This window comes from Neptuniibacter sp. QD48_11, assembly GCF_047778095.1.
Taxonomy (GTDB): domain Bacteria; phylum Pseudomonadota; class Gammaproteobacteria; order Pseudomonadales; family Balneatricaceae; genus Neptuniibacter.
The window spans coordinates 1168062-1186346 of record NZ_CP180551.1; the positions used below are offsets into that span (position 1 = coordinate 1168062).

The following is an 18285-nucleotide window of genomic DNA, read 5'->3' on the forward strand; positions in this document are numbered from 1 at the left end:
CTTACTAGTTAACTAGTATTGAAGTAATGGTGAAGTGAGACAAAAAAAATAGGCCACTAAGTTAGTGGCCTATTTTATTAGATCAGATAAGTAATTCGGAATTACTCAGCGTAATCTTCAACCGGAATACAAGAACAGAACAGGTTACGGTCGCCGTATACGTTATCGATACGGTTTACTGTTGGCCAGATCTTGCTGTCTTTCAGGTGATCAGCAGGGAAGGCTGCTGTTTCAAGTGAGTAAGGGCGGTTCCACTCAGAATCGATAATGTCTGCCATGGTGTGCGGCGCATTACGTAGTGGGTTGTTCTCGCCGTCGATCTCGTTTGCTTCAACCTGACGAATCTCTTCGCGGATTGTGCTCATCGCTTCGATAAAGCGATCTAGCTCAGCTTTAGATTCAGATTCGGTTGGCTCGATCATCAATGTGCCTGCCACAGGGAAGGACATGGTTGGCGCGTGGAAGCCAAAGTCCATCAAACGCTTAGCAACATCTTCTTCTGTGATGCCAGACGCTTCTTTAAGTGGACGCATGTCGATGATGCACTCGTGTGCAACACGGCCGTTACGACCAGAGTAAAGAACTGGGAAGTCTTCGCCTAGCTTCTTCGCTAGGTAGTTAGCGTTTAGGATAGCGTTCTCTGTTGCAGCGCGAAGGCCTGTGCCGCCCATAAGTGCGATGTAAACCCAAGAGATCGGTAGGATAGATGCGCTACCCCATGGTGCAGCAGATACTGCGCCGTTCTCAGCTTTAGGACCTTCGATCTGTTGTACTGGGTGGTTCGCTACAAATGGAGCCAAGTGTGCTTTAACACCGATAGGGCCCATACCTGGACCACCGCCACCGTGAGGGATACAGAATGTTTTGTGCAGGTTCATGTGCGATACGTCTGCACCGATCTCTGCTGGCTGGCTGATCGCTACCTGAGCATTTAGGTTGGCACCATCCATGTAAACCTGACCACCGTTATCGTGAACGATCTGGCAGATCTCGCGGATATCTTCCTCATATACACCGTGTGTAGATGGGTACGTAATCATTAGGCAAGATAGGTCATCTTTGTGCTGCTCTGCTTTAGCACGCAGGTCAGCTACATCTACGTTACCGTTTTCATCACATGCGGTTAGTACCACTTTCATATCAGCCAGTGCTGCTGATGCTGGGTTAGTACCGTGCGCCGATGTTGGGATTAGGCAGATGTTACGGTGTGCTTCACCGTTAGACTGGTGGTAGTCACGGATCGCCAATAGGCCTGCGTACTCACCTTGTGCACCAGAGTTTGGCTGCATGCAGATGGCATCAAAACCAGTGATCGCTTTTAGCTGATCTTCTAGCTCTGTGATTAACTGCTGATAACCTTGTGCTTGATCGATTGGCGCGAACGGGTGGATCTGACCAAATTCAGGCCATGTTACTGGGATCATCTCAGCAGTAGCGTTTAGCTTCATCGTACAAGAGCCAAGCGCGATCATGCTGTGTGCAAGGGAGATATCTTTGTTTTCCAGCTTCTTAAGGTAGCGAAGCATCTCTGTTTCGCTGTGGTAGCTGTTGAATACTGGGTGTTGCAGGATTTCAGATTCGCGTACTAATGCTGGCGCGAATGATGTTTCACCAGAGGCTGCGATCTCGGCATCGATGCTCTCCAAGTCAAGACCGTGGCCTGCACCTAGGATGCAATCCCAAAGGGTGTTGATGATGTCGCGGTTAGTGCACTCATCACAGGTCATACCCAGCTTGTTATCGCTGATCTTACGTAGGTTGATACCAGCATCTAGTGCTGCTTGGTAAACCTCTTCAGCGTTATCTAGCTGAATAGATAGGGTATCGAACCAGCTGTTGTTCAGTAGCTGAACGCCTTTTGCTTGCAGGCCTTTGGCAAGAATCGTGGTTAGACGGTTGATGCGGCTAGCGATAGTTTTTAGACCTTGTGGGCCATGGTAAACCGCGTAGAAGCCTGCCATGTTGGCAAGTAGCACCTGAGCAGTACAGATGTTGGATGTCGCTTTCTCACGACGTATATGCTGCTCACGTGTTTGCATCGCCATACGCAGTGCTTTGTTACCGCGTGTATCAACAGAAACACCAATGATACGGCCAGGCACAGAACGCTTGTAGGCATCACGTGTTGCGAAGAATGCAGCGTGTGGACCACCGTAACCCATTGGAACACCAAAGCGCTGCGCAGAACCGAATACAACGTCTGCACCTAGCTCGCCTGGTGATTTCAGCATGATCAAGCTCATGATGTCCGCAGCTGCACAGAATAGGGCTTTTTTGCTGTGTACTTTTTCGATTAGCTCAGCGTAGTCGTTGACATCACCGTAAGTACCTGGGTACTGAACCAGTACACCGAATACTTCGTGCTGATCGATCAACTCGCCTACATCGCCCACGATTACTTCGTAACCTAGAGGCTCAGCACGTGTTTGGATAACGCTGATGCTCTGTGGGTGAACGTTGCTATCGATTAGGAATGTGTTGGCTTTCTTCGCTTTAGACATACGCTTACATAGCGTCATCGCTTCAGCGGCAGCCGTTGCTTCATCCAGTAGGGAAGCATTGGCAAGGTCTAGGCCTGTTAGGTCTAGCACCATGGTTTGGAAGTTAAGGATTGCTTCCAAACGGCCTTGAGAAACTTCTGGTTGGTATGGCGTGTACGCTGTGTACCAACCTGGATTTTCCAAAACGTTACGTAGGATAACGTTTGGCACGATCGTGTCGGTATAACCCATACCGATCATCGATGTGTTTACTTTGTTCTTTTGCGCAACAGATTTTAGGTACGCAAGTACCTCATCTTCAGAGCGGCTTTCTGGTAGGCCAATCGGCGACTTGAGCATAATAGACTCAGGTACAGTTTGGCTGATCAACTGATCCATATCAGTTACATCAAGCTCAGCAAGCATTGCTTGTTGCTCGGTTGCGGAAGGGCCAATGTGACGCGCTATAAAGGCATCTTTTTGCTCCAGAACGGAAAGCGGAGCCTGATTCTGTGTCGGCATTTTTAACTTACCTGTGATCAGTTGATTATGGTGTGCTCAAAAAGTGGCTAATGATACCCGTTTTTTGCTCATTTTGTGATAGAAAATAGACAAAAGTTTATTTTAGGAAACCTTGTTCTATATAAGCACTTCTTATGGATGAGAAATTGATCTGGGTAATTCACAGCAATTAACTTGGTTATGTAAGATCATCAACTATCATTGTAAGTAGCACCGATCTTTTTCCGGAGAAAGATCAGTAGGTTAGTTTCACTGTAGGGAAAGGTATGCCAGCGGTAGAGAAGTTAATTAGTCTGCACAAATCTTTACTAGTGCTGAGTCATGGGGAAGGATTTATTGATTATCCTCGGATATCGAAGCTAAAACACATTATTCAGTCCTGTGCAGAACAGTTGAATGTTTCTCGGGTAAGCGTCTGGAAATTAGACTCTGATGCCCAGCGGATCGTCTGTGAGGTCCTTTACCTTCATGAAACGGATCAATATTACCAAGGTGCTGCCCTCTACCAGACAGATTTTCCTAGCTACTTTCGAGCCATAGGGGAAGATCGGTTAATCAATGCCGATAATGCGATCACCGATCCGCGGACTAAGGAATTTGCTAATTCTTATCTTATCCCCAACGATATCTGCTCGATGTTGGATGCTCCGATCTTTTCTTCGGGAAATTTACAAGGCGTGATATGCCTTGAACAGGTTGGTGAACAGCGCGTTTGGGATATGCCCGAGATGTCTTATGTTGCGTCACTGGCTGATCATATCTCGATGATTAATGAACACGAGTTGTGGCTAAGAGATAGGGCGCAGCTAGAGTTTCTTGAACAGTACGATCCACTTACCGGGTTAGAAAAGCGTAACCAGTTTCAAAAGCGGTTGGACTTTAATCAACAAGAGAGTGGGGAAAGTGGGAATCCAAAAGCGCTTCTTTTAATCGGCCTTGATTCGTTTGCCTCCATTAATGACCAGTATGGTCATATGGTGGCTGATCATTTGTTGGTAGCGTTTGCCAGACGCCTAGAGAAATTAACCCGTCAGATTGACTGTCGTTTGGCCCGGGTAGGTGGGGATACCTTTGGGATATGGATTCCTAATCTTGAGGATACAGAGCAACTCAATTCGCTTACTCATGAATTAAAACTGACAAGTCGTACACCGTTAAAAATCTGCAATGAAGAGTTCGTCAATGTCAGTAGCAGCACTGGGGTGGTTATCTACCCGATAGAGGGAGAACCGGTTAGTAGTCCGATGCGTTGTGCTGAACTAGCTATGCGGCGAGCCAAAGAGAGCACACGTGGTGGCGTACAATATTTTGCTAAAGACTGGTTGGTACAGCTGCAAAGTAAGCGCACTTTCGAACATGATCTAGTTGAAGCGATTGAACAATCCCTGCTTGTACCTTTTTATCAGCCTATCTACTGTGCTCAGCAAGAAAAAATTATGGGCTTAGAGGCGTTAGTACGCTGGCCTCACCCTGAAAAAGGATATATCTCGCCTGCTGAATTCCTACCTACTGCTAAAAAGCTAGGTCTGATGGAACGATTGGGCAGTTTGATGTTGAGGAAAGCTTGTGAAGATCTGGTGACATTTGAGCAGCAGGGTAAATCGGTCGATTGGGTGTCTGTGAACATTGCTTCTGAGCAGTTACATAACTCGGCGCTTTCTGAGGAGATTGCTTCTTTACTGCAGGAGCACGATCTACCTGCCTGCAAAATCGAGTTGGAAATTGTTGAGGAATTGATTGGTCAAAACTCTGCTTTTGTGCGCTCGCAGTTGGAGGCCCTGTCTAGCCTTGGTGTACGTATGGCGATTGATGATTTTGGTACAGGTTATTCATCGCTTTCGCGCTTAAAGCATATGCCTGTTACTAAATTAAAAATTGATAAGTCGTTTGTAGATGGCTTACCGGACGCCGACAACGATCGTTGTATCGCCAACTCGATTGTGGGTTTAGCTAAAGGCTTACAGATGGAATTGGTTGCGGAAGGGGTGGAATTACTCGAACAAGCGGATTATCTAAAACAGATGGGATGCGAATATCTGCAGGGGTATTACTTCGCTAAGCCTATGTCGAAGGATGATATTTTAAAACTGCTGTAGCTTTGTTTGGATCGGATAAATAAAAAGGCTCCTATGGAAGCCTTTTTATTTTCTTAGAGACTATAAGAGTAACTTAAGCTCAGTGAACCAAAGGAATGGCCGTCGGGCTGGCCTTTAAACTCTTTACTGCGATGGACTTTAGCAAACGAAAGTTTCCAGCCTTTATATAGAGCCGCGATACCTACTGCGGCTTCGCCAACTAAAGGTTCTTTATCTACAGAGTGACTGCTTCTAAAGGTATTACCATCAAGGAAGATATCTCTTAATACCCAGCGTCCATCCATCGACGCAAATGCGTGAACACCCAAATTATTGTCACGGCTACCGCGCTGGTAGCGTCCATCTCCCAAACCTGGGGCGCTATTATCGCCACCACTACGTAGGGCAGATGTGCCAAAGTCTTGGGGTAGATTCCAACCGATACGCACTTCTGCGCCGGCATTTAGATAGGTCGCGACATTACCGAGGCTACCACCGCCATGGAGGATGGTATCGTATTCAAACAGTGGAGATATCGGACCTTCTAAGAAGCGATATTTATGTTCGTAAACCAGTTGGATGCCAGGCTCATTTTTAAGCTGATTATCCCAGCCATTAAACTTTTTAAATCCTCGCAGATCATGAATAAAGTCTTGAGCTTCTTCTCCCAAAGCCCAGGGGCCGACAATACCGATATTTAGCTCTACTGTATTCATCGAGCGGCGGGTACGGCTATGGTAAGACAGACCACCGTAAAGCCATGCAGCGTAGGGGCGATCATTGGGATCAAGGGTGAAACGTTCGAGATCTTCAGGGGTATAGATCTGCTGTCCTAAGCTCACTACAACATTACGTTGTATCGGTTCGCCAGTTGGATTGGGTGGATCGAACCTTGGTAAATAGGGGGCAACTTTGCCTACCCACTCGGGCAAATTCGGATCGTCCAGATGGTTGCTCACATTAGGGGAGACCCAAGAGGCTTTAATACCGTTGGTGTAGTTTTGGTCTGTTTCGGAAAACAGATCATTCTCAAAATAAAGATTGAGCGTCCACGGATTAGACTCATTAACGTCATTGGCTAAAGAAGCGATGGTATCAGCTGATGCGGTGCCTGTACTGAGAAGGGTAGCGGTTAACGCTGCAATCAGTTTTGGGCTGTGGGCTGACATTCGAACGTCCCTTTCTTTTTTTCGAGTTGTATTTGGATAAAATTAGCCGAAGAGAAATGTCCCCTCGGCTAAATCTTGAAAACTACTTCTTACGCCACTTGCCGTTTTGTAGCTGGATAAATTGTCCAGCAGGTGTGCGGTCCTGAAGGCGTTGACCCATACGTAGTTCAAATACGGTACGCTCGACACCAGCTTTTTTAGATCCTTTGTCATAAGCAGCGCGGCGCTTTTTATTAATGCCAGCAACCAAAGATTTTAGATCTGCAGTCGGCTTAGATGTAACTATGCCCAGATAGCCGTTGGTACGCTCACCGATTAGACCTTGAGCTTTGGCATCGTCTTTAGAGATAGCCCAAGCAGGTGTTGCAATGATTGATAGCGCTAGGGCTATCATGCTGAATAGAGTTCGAAACTGTTTCATCATCATACCCCTTTAAAAAATATCGCTGTTTTCTGTGAGCAGTTCATCAATTTCCCTATCAACCTTGACCAGAATCTCGTGCTCAATTTTAACATTGAGGTTAATGGTAATAGGTTCGCTAGGTACCGCGACTTCCACGCGGGGTGAACAACCGCTCACACCAGCCAACGCAATTGCTAACGCAAAAGGTGGGAGTAAATGGGTTAATTTCATGGTTGTTCCTCAAATTTGGTTTCAATCTGCATTAACGGTAACGCTTCTCGATTGTCTTCGTCAATTTATCTGCAAACTGTAATGTTTTGATTAACTTAGGAATATTCTCTTCCACATTAATCGTGAAATCCACTGGATGGCCATTTTGCCAATCTGGGTTGCTACCCTTTAAGCGAGTTTCCAATAAGGCCGTACCATCCGCTAAATAGTTAAGCCCTATATCCAGCTCTTCATAATGAAAATTCTGAAGCGCTTCTATCGCCATTTTTAAGCCAACATTCGCCGCAGCATAGGCTTGCACTGCTGGGGTCGGCTCAAACAAAATTTTGCCCCCAGGCGCTAAGCCTTTGATAACACCATCTGTAATGGTGAAAGCGTTATCTTTGTAAGCTAGAGGGAAACTTCCCCCTAATTTACCTTCACCGGATAACCCTTGCTGCCTTTCCAAAGCCATCACCGCGCCAAGATCGATATTGTCTACTTGAACCTGACTGGTGATATCGGGCTTGTTGGGGTTGAACTCGAAATCTGAGAGGCTAATTAAACCTTCAAAAAGTTCAGCCTGCATACCCTTCAGTTTAAGCAGGTCACCGCTATTTCGCTGCTGATACTGATAACTTGTTTGCACATTTTTGATTTCAACTCCTGTTGTAACCCGATCCAGCTTAATGCTGCCTGTATCGCGTACTCTGCCGGAGGTGGAGAGTCGGGAGGTTGAATCTAAATTAAGCCCTTCAATTAAGGTTTCATCCCAGCTTAGGTTCGTAGCCCTGATGCTGTTGCTGAATCGTGCTGAGAACTTGCCGTTCTTTAAGTTACCGCTTCCTTTATGGAAAAGTGTGCCTTTAAGCACGCTTAGCTCTTTCGGAATAGGGACGTAGGCTTCTAGTGAGCGATCAATCCCTTTGAGGCTGATAGGTTGTACGGACCAATTTAGCTGAGTGTTGCCGTTACTTAAGGTGGTATTTGCACGGCCTTTCAGATCTAGCTTTATAGGAGCGTTGCTGGATAGCTGATAGCGATTGCTTAACTGATCTTTATCCCATGTGAATTTAGAACTCAGTTTCAATTGTGGGAATTTGGTTTTCCCTTGGCTTATGGATAGCTGAGGAACAGCAATCAAACCTGAGATATTCTCTTTAGCTAGATCAATGGAATCGAGGCTTAGCTTAGAACGTGTAGGTGAAACATTAATTCCCTCTAGCGCAATCGCACCGGCTTCAATATCTAACTGTAGAGGTGATACATCTGGTATCAAAGCACCATCTAAAAGCAGTTTGCCTATATTGGCTTTGATCGTGAGTGGCTTTTGTAAGGTCGCTTTCAGGTTTTGTATCGGTTCTTTTAAGCTAGGGTGATTTAGCTCGGGGACTTGTATATTGGTGTTAGCGTTAAGTGCGATCTCAGCCTCTTTTAGTGAAAACTTAAGTGCACCTTCTAACTCGGCATAGGCTTTTTCTAGAGGCTGAATTGGGTTAAACGCAGTTATTCTTGCCTTACCGGTTTGATCGATTTGGATACTTTTTAACAGCTCATCTGGCGAGAAACGGGTTTGCAGAGGGAAGTTGATTTTACCTTGCAGTTCGACCGTGCCTTCTAACTTAGGAATAGGTAGGTTGTGCAGTTCGAGTTTTTGTCGCCAGCTCTGTAAACCCGCCAGCTGGATCTCTTGCGCAGATGTTAAGGTCAGTTTGTCATCAAACGAGAGATCACCTGCAATATTAAAGAAAGGCTCCTCATCCTCTAACAACCGAAACGTAAATTGATTTTGCTTATTCAGATTCAGGTCGCCCCAACCAAAATCTTTCTCATCCCTTAAAGCTTTAACGCGGCTATACAGTTTGTCGTCTTCAAACAGTAGTGCGCCGATAAACTGCCAATCGCTCTGGTTTTCTGGGTAATCCAATTGAAGAGTGACTTGTCCAATCCGAATGGCATCAATGGGGATCTGATTAAACCAAACTGAGGGTAGGGCTTGGCTTAGATCTACCACTTCATTATTGCTTTTACTGCTCTGTTCGGCGGTGTAGGTTATTTTTATATCTGAGCGCGGCATCGATAGCAGTTTGAGGCGCTGCTCTTGCCAGAGTGTATAAGGGTTAAACTGCAGAGTGATATCGCTGGATTGATAACTGATGATCTGAGTAGGAGTGTGTTTTTCTAGTTTTACATCAGCGATATGCAGCTCGTTCCAGCTAGGCGTTTGCATATCCAGTTCAACAGCGGAGAAGTCATTTTGCTCCAACCAATATTGCAGGCTCTTGTGTGCAATAACTGGGGAGAAAAAATAAGCGGCTAAAGGTAGGGCAATTACAAAAGTGAAAGTTAAAAGGAGGCACGCCCATAGTATTTTATGACCTCTGCGCATACTGCCTCCCTTAAACGTACAACGGCGTTGTTAATCCAGTTCTATATCGTACAAGCGTTCTACGGCATCTTTGAGGTGGAAAATTAGTTCGCCATATTGATCAGTATCGTTCTCAATATCGATATCGCCTAATCGATCGGCTGTTTCTTCTAGAGATTCGCCGCGATTATCGACGCCATGATCCGCTAGCAACCAATACATCAGACCGTAAATCTCGGCAACAGTTTCTACTTGGTCTAAATCTTCGATAATGGCATTGCGGACTTGTTGTAGTGCTGCCATTAAAGGTGCTGTCTCATCGGTATCGAGATAAAGCTTTAGCACCGCATCTGCAGATTCGATTGTATAGCTTTCCTCAGGTGCAGCTTCATTGCTGTTAATCGCTACCTGAGGAGCGTCTGAATTAATCGCACTGATTAGGTGTCGCATTAACGTAGTTTCCGTACCACATTCATACCGTCACGCACGGTTAGGAAAAGGTTTTCTACATTTGGATCTGCTGCGATCTCTTTATTTAGATCGACTAAGACGTCATCAATGTCAGATTCTGGCTGTAGTACTTTGCCAGACCACAACATGTTATCCAGAATGATCAGGCCGCCTGGGCGCGTCATTTCTAGAACCTTGTGGTAGTAGTTTAGGTAGTTGCGCTTATCGGCATCGATGAATGTGAAGTCTAACTCCATATCCAGTGTTTCGATGGTTTCAATCGCTTTACCGAAGATTACTTCGATCTTGTGGCCATGAGGGCTACGATCAAAGAACGTTTTGGCAAAGTCGATTGCGCGAGGATTCGTTTCGCAGCAGATAATCTTGCCATCCTCTGGCATGCCTTCTGCGATGGATAAAGCGGAATAGCCAGTGAACATACCTATTTCTAGTACGTTCTTTGGTTGGTGCAACTGAGCAAGAAGTTTTAGCGTTCTGCCAACTAAACGGCCAGATAGCTTTTGCGGCCAGCCCATGTTTTTGTTGGTTTCATCGATCAGCTCTTGCAGCAATTCAGGCTCGGCTGTAGTGCTTTGAAAGGCATAATCTTCAATTGCTTCGTTAACCAGAAATTCCACTTAAATCTTCTCTAATCTAGGTTCGACGGCGTTAGTTTAACGTTGTCGATGGTGATAAAAGTCATGACCCAAACTGAAAAAACAGCTTTTATTGGGCGTTATCTAAATATTGCCGCGCATAATACCATTTTCTAGCCCGATTGCGTTACGACTGACTCATCGCTATTAAAGGATGATATGCGGTAAAAAGCGTGAAAGATCCTGTGTAATCGGGTGCTTGTCTTCTCTTAGGGAGATACCAGCGGGTTGATCGTCTATTAACCAGCTTCCGATCAGTGTGTGATTGTCGCCAAATTTAGGTAATGGATGGCAAGCCTGAACAATGTATCCCTCTTCACCGTATGGGCCCTCGGCCTTTGCTACGACTTCACCTTGATTAATGATGCTGATATTGGCGCCTTCGCGAGAGAAGATCGGTTTGCGCACATAATGCCTAAGTTCTGCAGCGCGGGGATCATCTTCAAAATAAGCAGGTAGTAGGTTGGGGTGATTTGGAAAGAGTTCCCACAATAAAGGCAATAGTGCTTTGTTGGAGACTAAGCTTTTCCAGATCGGCTCTAGAAAGGTGGTACCGCTTTTAGCAACGTATTCGCCGTACTCTTCCCGTTGCATAAACTCCCAAGGGTAGAGTTTGAATAACCAGTTTATCGGTTTACCTAACTGATCGACAAAGCGCTGATCTTCATTGATGCCGATATCTTCAACATAGATGAAGTCGTTTAGTAGGCCGGCTTGTTGGGCGCAGTCTTGCAGATATTGTACAGTGCCACGATCTTCGATCGTGTCTTTGCAACTCGCTAGGTGCAGTAAGCGTGAAGGCTGGCGAACTTTGAGTGCTTTGAAACGCTCGATCAGTCGCTCTTGCAGGGAGTTAAATTGATCGGCATTGCGAGACAGCTGACCGCGATCAACCTGTTGCTGAAGCCATACCCATTGCCAGAACCCCGTTTCATAAAGGCTGGTGGGAGTATCCGCATTATTCTCTAAGAATTTGGCAGGGCTTTTACCGTCATAACAAAGATCGATTCGGCTGTAGAGGCTATCTTCGCAGGCAAACCAAGAGCGTGCAATCTCATCCCAAAAGGCTTCTGGGATTTGAAAGCGGCGCAGCAGTTCTTCATTACCTACCACATGCTCAACCACCGCCAGACACATCTGGTGAATCTCAGCTGTCGGTGCTTCAATATCTTGTTCTATCTGTTCGAGAGAGAATTGATAGTAGGCGGATTCATCCCAATATGGCTCCCCATACATAGTATGAAAGTGGAAGCCATATTGTTCAGCAGTTTCACGCCAATCAGGACGCTCGGCGCAGGTGACTCTTAGCATCTACAGGTTAACCGCCGAAAGAGCGACTGGAGATGGTTTTACCAAAACCACCACGACCCATAACACGAGCACTACCTTTACTGCCTTTGAATGCAGAAGAGCTGACCTTAACTTTGTTCTTATGGTAATCGCCAAACATGTCGCCGGATGAACTTACCCAGCGATGAAAAGCAGGAGTGCCTCTTCGGGTGCTATAGCCTAATCCTCTAGGTCGGTCGAAATCGAGATCGAAGTCTTCCTCTGTACGATGATTTTCGCCCAACATAAAGCCCGTCATTAGCGGGATAAAGTAGGGGGAGTATTCGAAGCACTGGTGGTTACCGAAATCGTAAGCACAGTTGCTTTCACTACGATATCGAGGTGCGGTGCGTTTCCAATCTGCTAGCGCTTTTTGATAGGCGCTTTCACATCTATCGTCATAGCCTGGGTTATCCAGTTCACATGCAGTGACTGATTTGTAGATGTAACCATCTTCAGAATCACAGCCACTCAGTAGTGCAGCACCAGTAGCGACAGCTGATAGACGTAGTCCGTTTTTCAGCCATGTAGCATCAAATGCAAAATCACTTTTTTGCAGATGGTTTATTTTTGTACGTTTCATCCCTGATGCCTCCTTAGTAGGTCATAGAGGCAGCATTTAGAATACCGATTGCGATGGATACCGCGCCCAGCACGATACCGGCAGGTGTTTCTCCATCTTGGATGCGTTGGGTGATTTTCGGCATAAACAAACGTACAACTAGATAAGCGATTAACTGAGCGACCAGTGCGATAACTGCCCATACAGCAAAATCTACTATAGATACGGAGTTACTGATGGCGCTTGAAAGGGCAATGGTGAAACCAATGGTTGCACCGGAAAGCGCACAGGCAGCCGCCATGTTTTTTTCTTTAACTAGCGCCCAGTCATCATAAGGAGTCAGGAAGGTATAGATGACTTTGAAGAGTAGTAGGGCAACCAGTGAAAGGCCGAAATAGATAGCAAAGTTGGTAAGCCCAATAAGTAGAGCGTCCATGCGAGACTCCTAAAAATTATGAAAGTTGGGTAATTGCAGCCCAGTCCAAATCTTTTAAACGGGACTGTGCAATGTAATAAATGGTGCAGCCTGATCTAACGCGTTTATCGAGTGATGGATTCACTTCAGGTTTACCGTCGTTATCTAGATCAACAGCGATCAGGGTCGCGCCATAATTTTCTTTTAATGGCACGTATAGATCACGCACAGACATCTCTGGCAAACCTTCAGGTACGACAACGGAGAACTGGGTCATCCCTGTAGTTGTGTTGAGAAGTTCGTGATGCAAAATGCTGGAGCCTGGGTCCATCGCTGATTTCACCAGCATCTCTGTAGAGACAGAAGGCGTACATTCTATGGTTGGGCAGTGTTGTTTGAGCAGGTTACTCAAGCTCTCATCCCTGAAATAGGTGATGATGTGTGCTTGAGGGTTGCGATTGTAGATATTTAAAGCCGCGCTAAGTGTTTGATCATCATGCGCACAATCGATAATGATTGTGGAGGCATCTTCAATATTCGCACGATTTAAGCCTTCATCATCGTTTAGTGAAACGGTACGAACAAATTCGATGTGGCCTGGCATCGGATTTTCCATCTCATCAGCGACGCACAAGCAGATCTCACGATTAAGGTTGTTCTTGGCTTCTGTTTGGAGAAGTTTAAGAAGAGGCAGGGTACGAACTTCGTTCCAGCCAACTACGACGATATGATTTGAGAGGTTGAGCTCTTTAAGACCCATAACACCTTTTCTCCACTGAAAAGCACTGAATGCAGCAAACTTACCGACGACGAGTGCGAATAGACCAAGACCGAAAGGAATAATGTAGAACGCAACTAATGCTTTGCCTGTTGCTGTTTCAGGAGAGAGATCCCCGTAGCCCACAGTCGAAGCCGTTACGATTAACCAGTAGATGTAGTCCGAGCCGGTTAAGTTGGATTCACCTGCCCATTCCAAAAGCAACCAGCTACTTAGGCCATATAATAGAAGCAGCGCCAGTACAGCCTGCCATTTCATGTTCTTGAAATGACGGTTGAGCAGTTTGCGTAAGTTTTTGAAAACCTGCATTAAAAATCCGTGTACATGGAATTGAGGCGGGATTTTAATCTCATCTAATAATAGATGCAAAAGGGAGCCGTTTCTTAACAGTGGGCCTGAAAAGCCTTACAATAGCCCGCCATGAGCGCCTGAAAAAAGATCTGACATGGGCGTAGTTATTAAATGATCCACAATGTTCTGGAGTTTAGTGTGCCTAGTATCGATCCTCTTATCATTTTTCTAGTTTCAGGTGTGTTCTCTATGTCTGGTGCATTAAGCGCTGGTGCTATCAATAAACTACCTGAAGAGGATAAGCCTGAATTCGCGCATAAACGTAACGGTTTGATGACGATCGTTATGGCGGGTAACCTTGCTGCTGTCGCACTGCTATTCTCTATGGCGTACGGTTTCAGCAACCTAGATTGGTGGATTCCACTGCTATGTATGTTTATCACTTTCCCAGTGGTTCATTTAGTTATTCTTCAGCCTATGTTGGGTGAGTTGAAAACGCTATTTATGTCATCGATTATCTCTGCGGTTTCCCTAGTCGTTTTATATCTCTATTGGTAATTTTCTATGCCTGAGCTGCTAGCTTCATTTGATCTGAATAGTTTGCTGCTAGGCGTATTGATTACAGGATGCCTGTTCTTCTTTATATACAGGCATCTAACTTCTCAAAAAGAAGACCTCTTACAGCAGGTTGCTGAAAGCGAGACAACAATAATCTCGTTAAAGGCGAAACTCGAAACGGAGTTGGCTGCACAGCAATCTGCCTTTCATGAAGTCTCTATCCAAAAAGCACGTATCGAAGAGCGCTTGCATGCGCTAGAACCAAGACTGCGTGACACACTTACAGAAAAGCATCAACTTGATAAACGCTTAGAGCAAACCAAATTTGAATTGGCTGATCGTAATGAGGTGATTGCGGATCTTGAAGCGAGATATGAAGCGACTCAAGAAGCGCATTCTGAAAAGCTTCAAGTGTTAGAGCAAGCTCGCCAACAGTTAAAGCAAGAGTTCCAGAATCTAGCTAATCGTATTTTTGAAGAGAAAGCTCAACGATTCACTCAGAGTAATCAAGAGAATATGGGTCACCTGCTGACACCTCTGAAAGAGCAGTTGGGTGAGTTTAAACGTCGTGTTGAAGATGTTTACGATAAAGAGTCCAAAGATCGTCGTGCCCTCTATGAGCAGATATCTCATCTAAAACAGCTTAACCAGCAGATGAGTGAAGATGCGATCAATCTGACCCAAGCCCTGAAAGGCGAAAACAAAACTCAGGGTAACTGGGGCGAGGTTGTACTAGAACGTGCCTTAGAGGAATCGGGTTTACGCAAAGGCTACGAGTTTGAGCTGCAAGTATCAGCATCAGTTCAAGGTAAACGCTACCAGCCTGATGCGGTGATTCATCTTCCGGATGGTAAAGATGTTATCGTCGACTCAAAGGTTTCCCTTACGGCTTATGAACAATATTGCTCTACAGAAGATAAAGACCTGCGCGAGCGGATGTTGCGTGAGCATTTGATCTCGATGCGAGGTCATATTAAAGGACTGAGCGATAAAGCTTACCAAGGGCTAGAGGGTATTCGGTCTCTCGATTTCGTACTTTTGTTTATACCAGTCGAAGGCGCTTTCTTGTTGGCGTTAGAGAAAGAACCTAATCTGTTTAAAGAAGCGTTTGATCGCAACATCATGTTGGTAAGCCCTGCGACATTGATGGTGACGTTAAGAACTATCCACAATATCTGGCGTTACGAGCATCAGAATCAAAATGCTCAAGAGATCGCTCGCAGAGGTGGTGAGCTGTACGACAAATTCGTTGGCTTTATTGACGCTCTGGATGAAGTAGGGCGTAACCTGCAAAGAACACAAGCTGCTTTTGATACTGCGAATAAGCGGCTATCAACGGGGCGTGGTAATTTGGTGAGTCAGGTGACCATGCTGCAAAGCCTTGGTGCAGATGGCAAGAAGAAGCTTAATTCTGAGCTTGTTGAGCGCGCTTTAGAATCTGACCAGTAAAATTGATAGGAGATCTATATGATAAGTATTGTTGGATATGGCTCTCTTCTATCTGAAGCCTCCGCAAGGGAAACCATTCCAGGCCTTACGAACTTCAGGGTCGTAACTGTCCCCGGTTACAAACGTATCTTCAATAAAGTTGGTGTGGTGTTTATCAGTCGGCATAAGGCTGATCCTGACTCTTTACAGTTGGCCTCCTGCTCGACTTTACCTGCGCCCGGTTGTGAGATTATTTGCAGCCAGTTTGAATGTACTCAAGAAGAGTACGAGGCGCTGTTCGAACGCGAGCATCGGTTTAACTGGGTGGAAGTAGAAACTTTTATTGATGGTCAAAGCTCGACCGGGCTGATGTGCACAGGCTCAAGTGATCAGCACTACCGCTATAGCAAATGCCGCAGCGAGCAAGAATATCATGAGCGTGTAGGGCAGTTTTATGCGGGTAACCTATGGCGAAACGATATTCTGCCATTCCCGCGTTATCTATCCTTCTGCTTGAAAGCGGCAGCGTCGCAGGGAGAGGCTGTTTTGAATAACTTTCTCGACAATAGCTACCTTGCAGATGGCGAAACTACCATTCGTACTTACTTAGATAACAGCGGTTCAAATTGGCGTGAAATCGATAGCGCCTATCATTACTAAAAAGCTCTTTCTGAGCTGTTTACCCCTTTCTCAGTTTTATCCTCTTTATGCTTTCTAGGGCTCTCTACAGAGTCCAGTGTTGAGCTTGTTTTCTGGGTTTGAATATCCGCCTTATACCATCAAGAAATAATTGCTTTTTTGAGGCCAACTTGAGTGCGTTGAACAAAATTCATACAGATTTGCACAAGTTTATTGGTTGTTTAATGAGCATTAATTAATGGAGAGATAATCATAAATGGATTTTGATTTGTTTGTAAATCATCAAAATTAAATATTGATTTTATGTGATTATTCAAAACTTAATTTTGATATTTTAATTAATAATCAATATTGAGTTTTGATTTATAGTTAATTAATCAAAATTAAATTTTGATTTTTGTTGTTTTTTTAACCTATTGAAACGGTTGATTATATTTAAAACAATCGAGCCTGATGCTGGAGTGAGTGAACGTAGTTGTTTGAAATTTATAGAAAAAATTTTCTCAACAATTTCCGTAAGGTGCCGATAAGAAAAGATAGTGTTTTTTTATGAATTGATTTTACGGGCAAATAAACTTTCAGAATTTAAAAAAATTCATCGAAAAAAGGTTGGTTTGTTTTTAGTTATAAGTAAAATTAAGGTTGCTTGAAATAATATTGTTGGCACTGAATATATGACTGCTCACTCTAATATGATCGTTGCGCTAGATATTGGGACTTCCAAGGTGGTTTGCCTTGTGGGAGAGATCAATATCGACGGCTCAATCGATATTGTTGGTATTGGTTCACATCCGTCTCGCGGCCTGAAGAAGGGCGTGGTCGTGAATATTGAATCAACAGTGAGTTCTATCCAGCGTGCAGTAGAAGAAGCTGAGTTGATGGCAGGGTGTAAAGTTCACTCTGTAACAGCAGGTATCGCCGGTAGTCATATTAATAGCCTTAACTCTCACGGTATTGTCGCTGTTCGTGACCGTGAAGTAACAGATTATGATCTTGATCGCGTAATCGATGCTGCCCGTGCAGTTGCGATTCCAGCTGATCAGAAGATTCTGCATATCTTGCCGCAAGAATATGAAATCGATAATTCCGAAGGTATTCGTGAACCACTAGGCATGTCGGGCGTACGTTTAGAAGCCAAAGTTCACCTAGTTACAGGTTCGGTGAATGCCGCGCAGAATATCGAGAAGTGTGTACGCCGTTGCGGTTTAGAGGTTGATAACTTAGTGCTGGAGCAAGTTGCATCCAGTTACTCTGTTTTGACTGAAGATGAAAAAGAACTCGGCGTTTGTATGGTCGATATCGGTGGTGGTACTTCTGATATTTCGATCTTTACAGGTGGTGCGATTCGTCATACCGCTGTGATCCCTATTGCGGGTGACCAGGTGACTAATGACATCGCGATGGCTTTACGCACACCTATGCAGCACGCGGAAGAGATAAAGATTAAATATGCTTGTGCTCTAGCGCAGCTAGCAGGCCCTGATGAAACGATCATGGTACCTGGTGTTGGTGATCGTCCTGCGCGCACATTGTCGCGTCAGGCGCTCGCTGAAGTTGTTGAGCCGCGTTATGAAGAACTTTTCAATCTAGTACAAGCAGAGTTGCGTCGCAGCGGTTTTGAAGATCTGGTTGCGGCGGGCATTGTGTTAACTGGTGGTACTTCCAAAATGGAAGGTGCGGTTGAGTTAGCAGAGGAAATTTTCCACATGCCGGTTCGCTTGGCATCACCGCATGGTGTTCGTGGAATGGAAGATATTTTAGGTAACCCAATTTTTGCAACAAGTATCGGGTTACTGCAGTACGCGCATGAAGATCAGGGCGGCGAGCCTGCTCAACCTGAGGTTGCAGAGATCGAACTGGTCGAACAAGCAAGCGTACTCAGCAAGATGAAGACGTGGTTTCAGGGCAATTTCTGATCCCAGTCAAAGGCTAATCGGAATAGAAAATAACTA

Annotated in this window: 16 protein-coding genes; 5 read left to right on the forward strand and 11 right to left on the reverse strand. The window is 45.2% G+C overall.

Annotated elements, in window-relative coordinates; all coding sequences use genetic code 11:
- Window positions 1-101: 101 nt before the first annotated feature.
- Window positions 102-3002, reverse strand: a complete 2901-nt coding sequence (gene gcvP / locus ACMXYU_RS05255; RefSeq protein ID WP_415900527.1) for an aminomethyl-transferring glycine dehydrogenase — start codon at window positions 3000-3002, stop codon at window positions 102-104.
- Between the two features lie 266 nt (window positions 3003-3268).
- Between gcvP and ACMXYU_RS05260 the strand changes: the two genes are divergently transcribed.
- Window positions 3269-5098 carry an EAL domain-containing protein gene (locus tag ACMXYU_RS05260; protein ID WP_415900528.1) on the forward strand — a complete coding sequence of 610 codons (1830 nt, stop codon included), beginning with the start codon at window positions 3269-3271 and terminating at the stop codon, window positions 5096-5098.
- 53 nt (window positions 5099-5151) lie between these two features.
- Here ACMXYU_RS05260 and ACMXYU_RS05265 read toward each other — a convergent pair whose 3' ends face one another.
- From ACMXYU_RS05265 to ACMXYU_RS05310, 10 genes are all read right to left on the reverse strand, one after another.
- Complete coding sequence (locus tag ACMXYU_RS05265) at window positions 5152-6246, reverse strand: lipid A deacylase LpxR family protein (RefSeq protein ID WP_415900529.1); 1095 nt, start codon at window positions 6244-6246, stop codon at window positions 5152-5154.
- A gap of 82 nt (window positions 6247-6328) precedes the next feature.
- A complete protein-coding gene (locus ACMXYU_RS05270) occupies window positions 6329-6667 on the reverse strand; it encodes a YdbL family protein (RefSeq protein WP_415881782.1) in 339 nt (112 codons plus the stop codon).
- A gap of 12 nt (window positions 6668-6679) precedes the next feature.
- Window positions 6680-6880, reverse strand: a complete 201-nt coding sequence (locus ACMXYU_RS05275; protein WP_415881781.1) for a YnbE family lipoprotein — start codon at window positions 6878-6880, stop codon at window positions 6680-6682.
- Between the two features lie 31 nt (window positions 6881-6911).
- The gene (locus ACMXYU_RS05280; protein WP_415900530.1) at window positions 6912-9248 is read right to left on the reverse strand and encodes a YdbH domain-containing protein; all 2337 of its coding nucleotides are present in this window, start codon (window positions 9246-9248) and stop codon (window positions 6912-6914) included.
- A 30-nt stretch (window positions 9249-9278) separates the two neighbouring features.
- The gene (locus tag ACMXYU_RS05285; RefSeq protein WP_415900531.1) at window positions 9279-9677 is read right to left on the reverse strand and encodes a hypothetical protein; all 399 of its coding nucleotides are present in this window, start codon (window positions 9675-9677) and stop codon (window positions 9279-9281) included.
- Window positions 9677-10315 carry an O-methyltransferase gene (locus ACMXYU_RS05290; protein ID WP_415881778.1) on the reverse strand — a complete coding sequence of 213 codons (639 nt, stop codon included), beginning with the start codon at window positions 10313-10315 and terminating at the stop codon, window positions 9677-9679. The genes ACMXYU_RS05285 and ACMXYU_RS05290 overlap by 1 nt, the downstream gene beginning before the upstream one ends.
- A gap of 165 nt (window positions 10316-10480) precedes the next feature.
- Window positions 10481-11644, reverse strand: a complete 1164-nt coding sequence (locus tag ACMXYU_RS05295; protein ID WP_415900532.1) for a glutathionylspermidine synthase family protein — start codon at window positions 11642-11644, stop codon at window positions 10481-10483.
- Window positions 11645-11651: 7 nt separating this feature from the next.
- Complete coding sequence (locus ACMXYU_RS05300; RefSeq protein WP_415900533.1) at window positions 11652-12245, reverse strand: DUF1190 domain-containing protein; 594 nt, start codon at window positions 12243-12245, stop codon at window positions 11652-11654.
- Window positions 12246-12258: 13 nt separating this feature from the next.
- The gene (locus ACMXYU_RS05305) at window positions 12259-12660 is read right to left on the reverse strand and encodes a DUF350 domain-containing protein (protein WP_415900534.1); all 402 of its coding nucleotides are present in this window, start codon (window positions 12658-12660) and stop codon (window positions 12259-12261) included.
- Between the two features lie 16 nt (window positions 12661-12676).
- Complete coding sequence (locus ACMXYU_RS05310) at window positions 12677-13726, reverse strand: ion channel (protein WP_415900535.1); 1050 nt, start codon at window positions 13724-13726, stop codon at window positions 12677-12679.
- A 153-nt stretch (window positions 13727-13879) separates the two neighbouring features.
- On the opposite strand from ACMXYU_RS05310, the gene ACMXYU_RS05315 reads away from it, so the two are divergent.
- The 4 genes from ACMXYU_RS05315 (at window position 13880) to ftsA (ending at window position 18249) form a co-directional block, all read left to right on the forward strand.
- Complete coding sequence (locus ACMXYU_RS05315; protein WP_415887523.1) at window positions 13880-14266, forward strand: hypothetical protein; 387 nt, start codon at window positions 13880-13882, stop codon at window positions 14264-14266.
- Between the two features lie 6 nt (window positions 14267-14272).
- Window positions 14273-15715, forward strand: a complete 1443-nt coding sequence (gene rmuC / locus ACMXYU_RS05320; RefSeq protein WP_415900536.1) for a DNA recombination protein RmuC — start codon at window positions 14273-14275, stop codon at window positions 15713-15715.
- Window positions 15716-15733: 18 nt separating this feature from the next.
- A complete protein-coding gene (locus ACMXYU_RS05325; protein WP_415900537.1) occupies window positions 15734-16354 on the forward strand; it encodes a gamma-glutamylcyclotransferase in 621 nt (206 codons plus the stop codon).
- A gap of 653 nt (window positions 16355-17007) precedes the next feature.
- Window positions 17008-18249 (forward strand): cell division protein FtsA, encoded by a 1242-nt coding sequence (gene ftsA / locus ACMXYU_RS05330; RefSeq protein WP_415881770.1) that lies wholly within the window; start codon window positions 17008-17010, stop codon window positions 18247-18249.
- Window positions 18250-18285 lie beyond the last annotated feature (36 nt).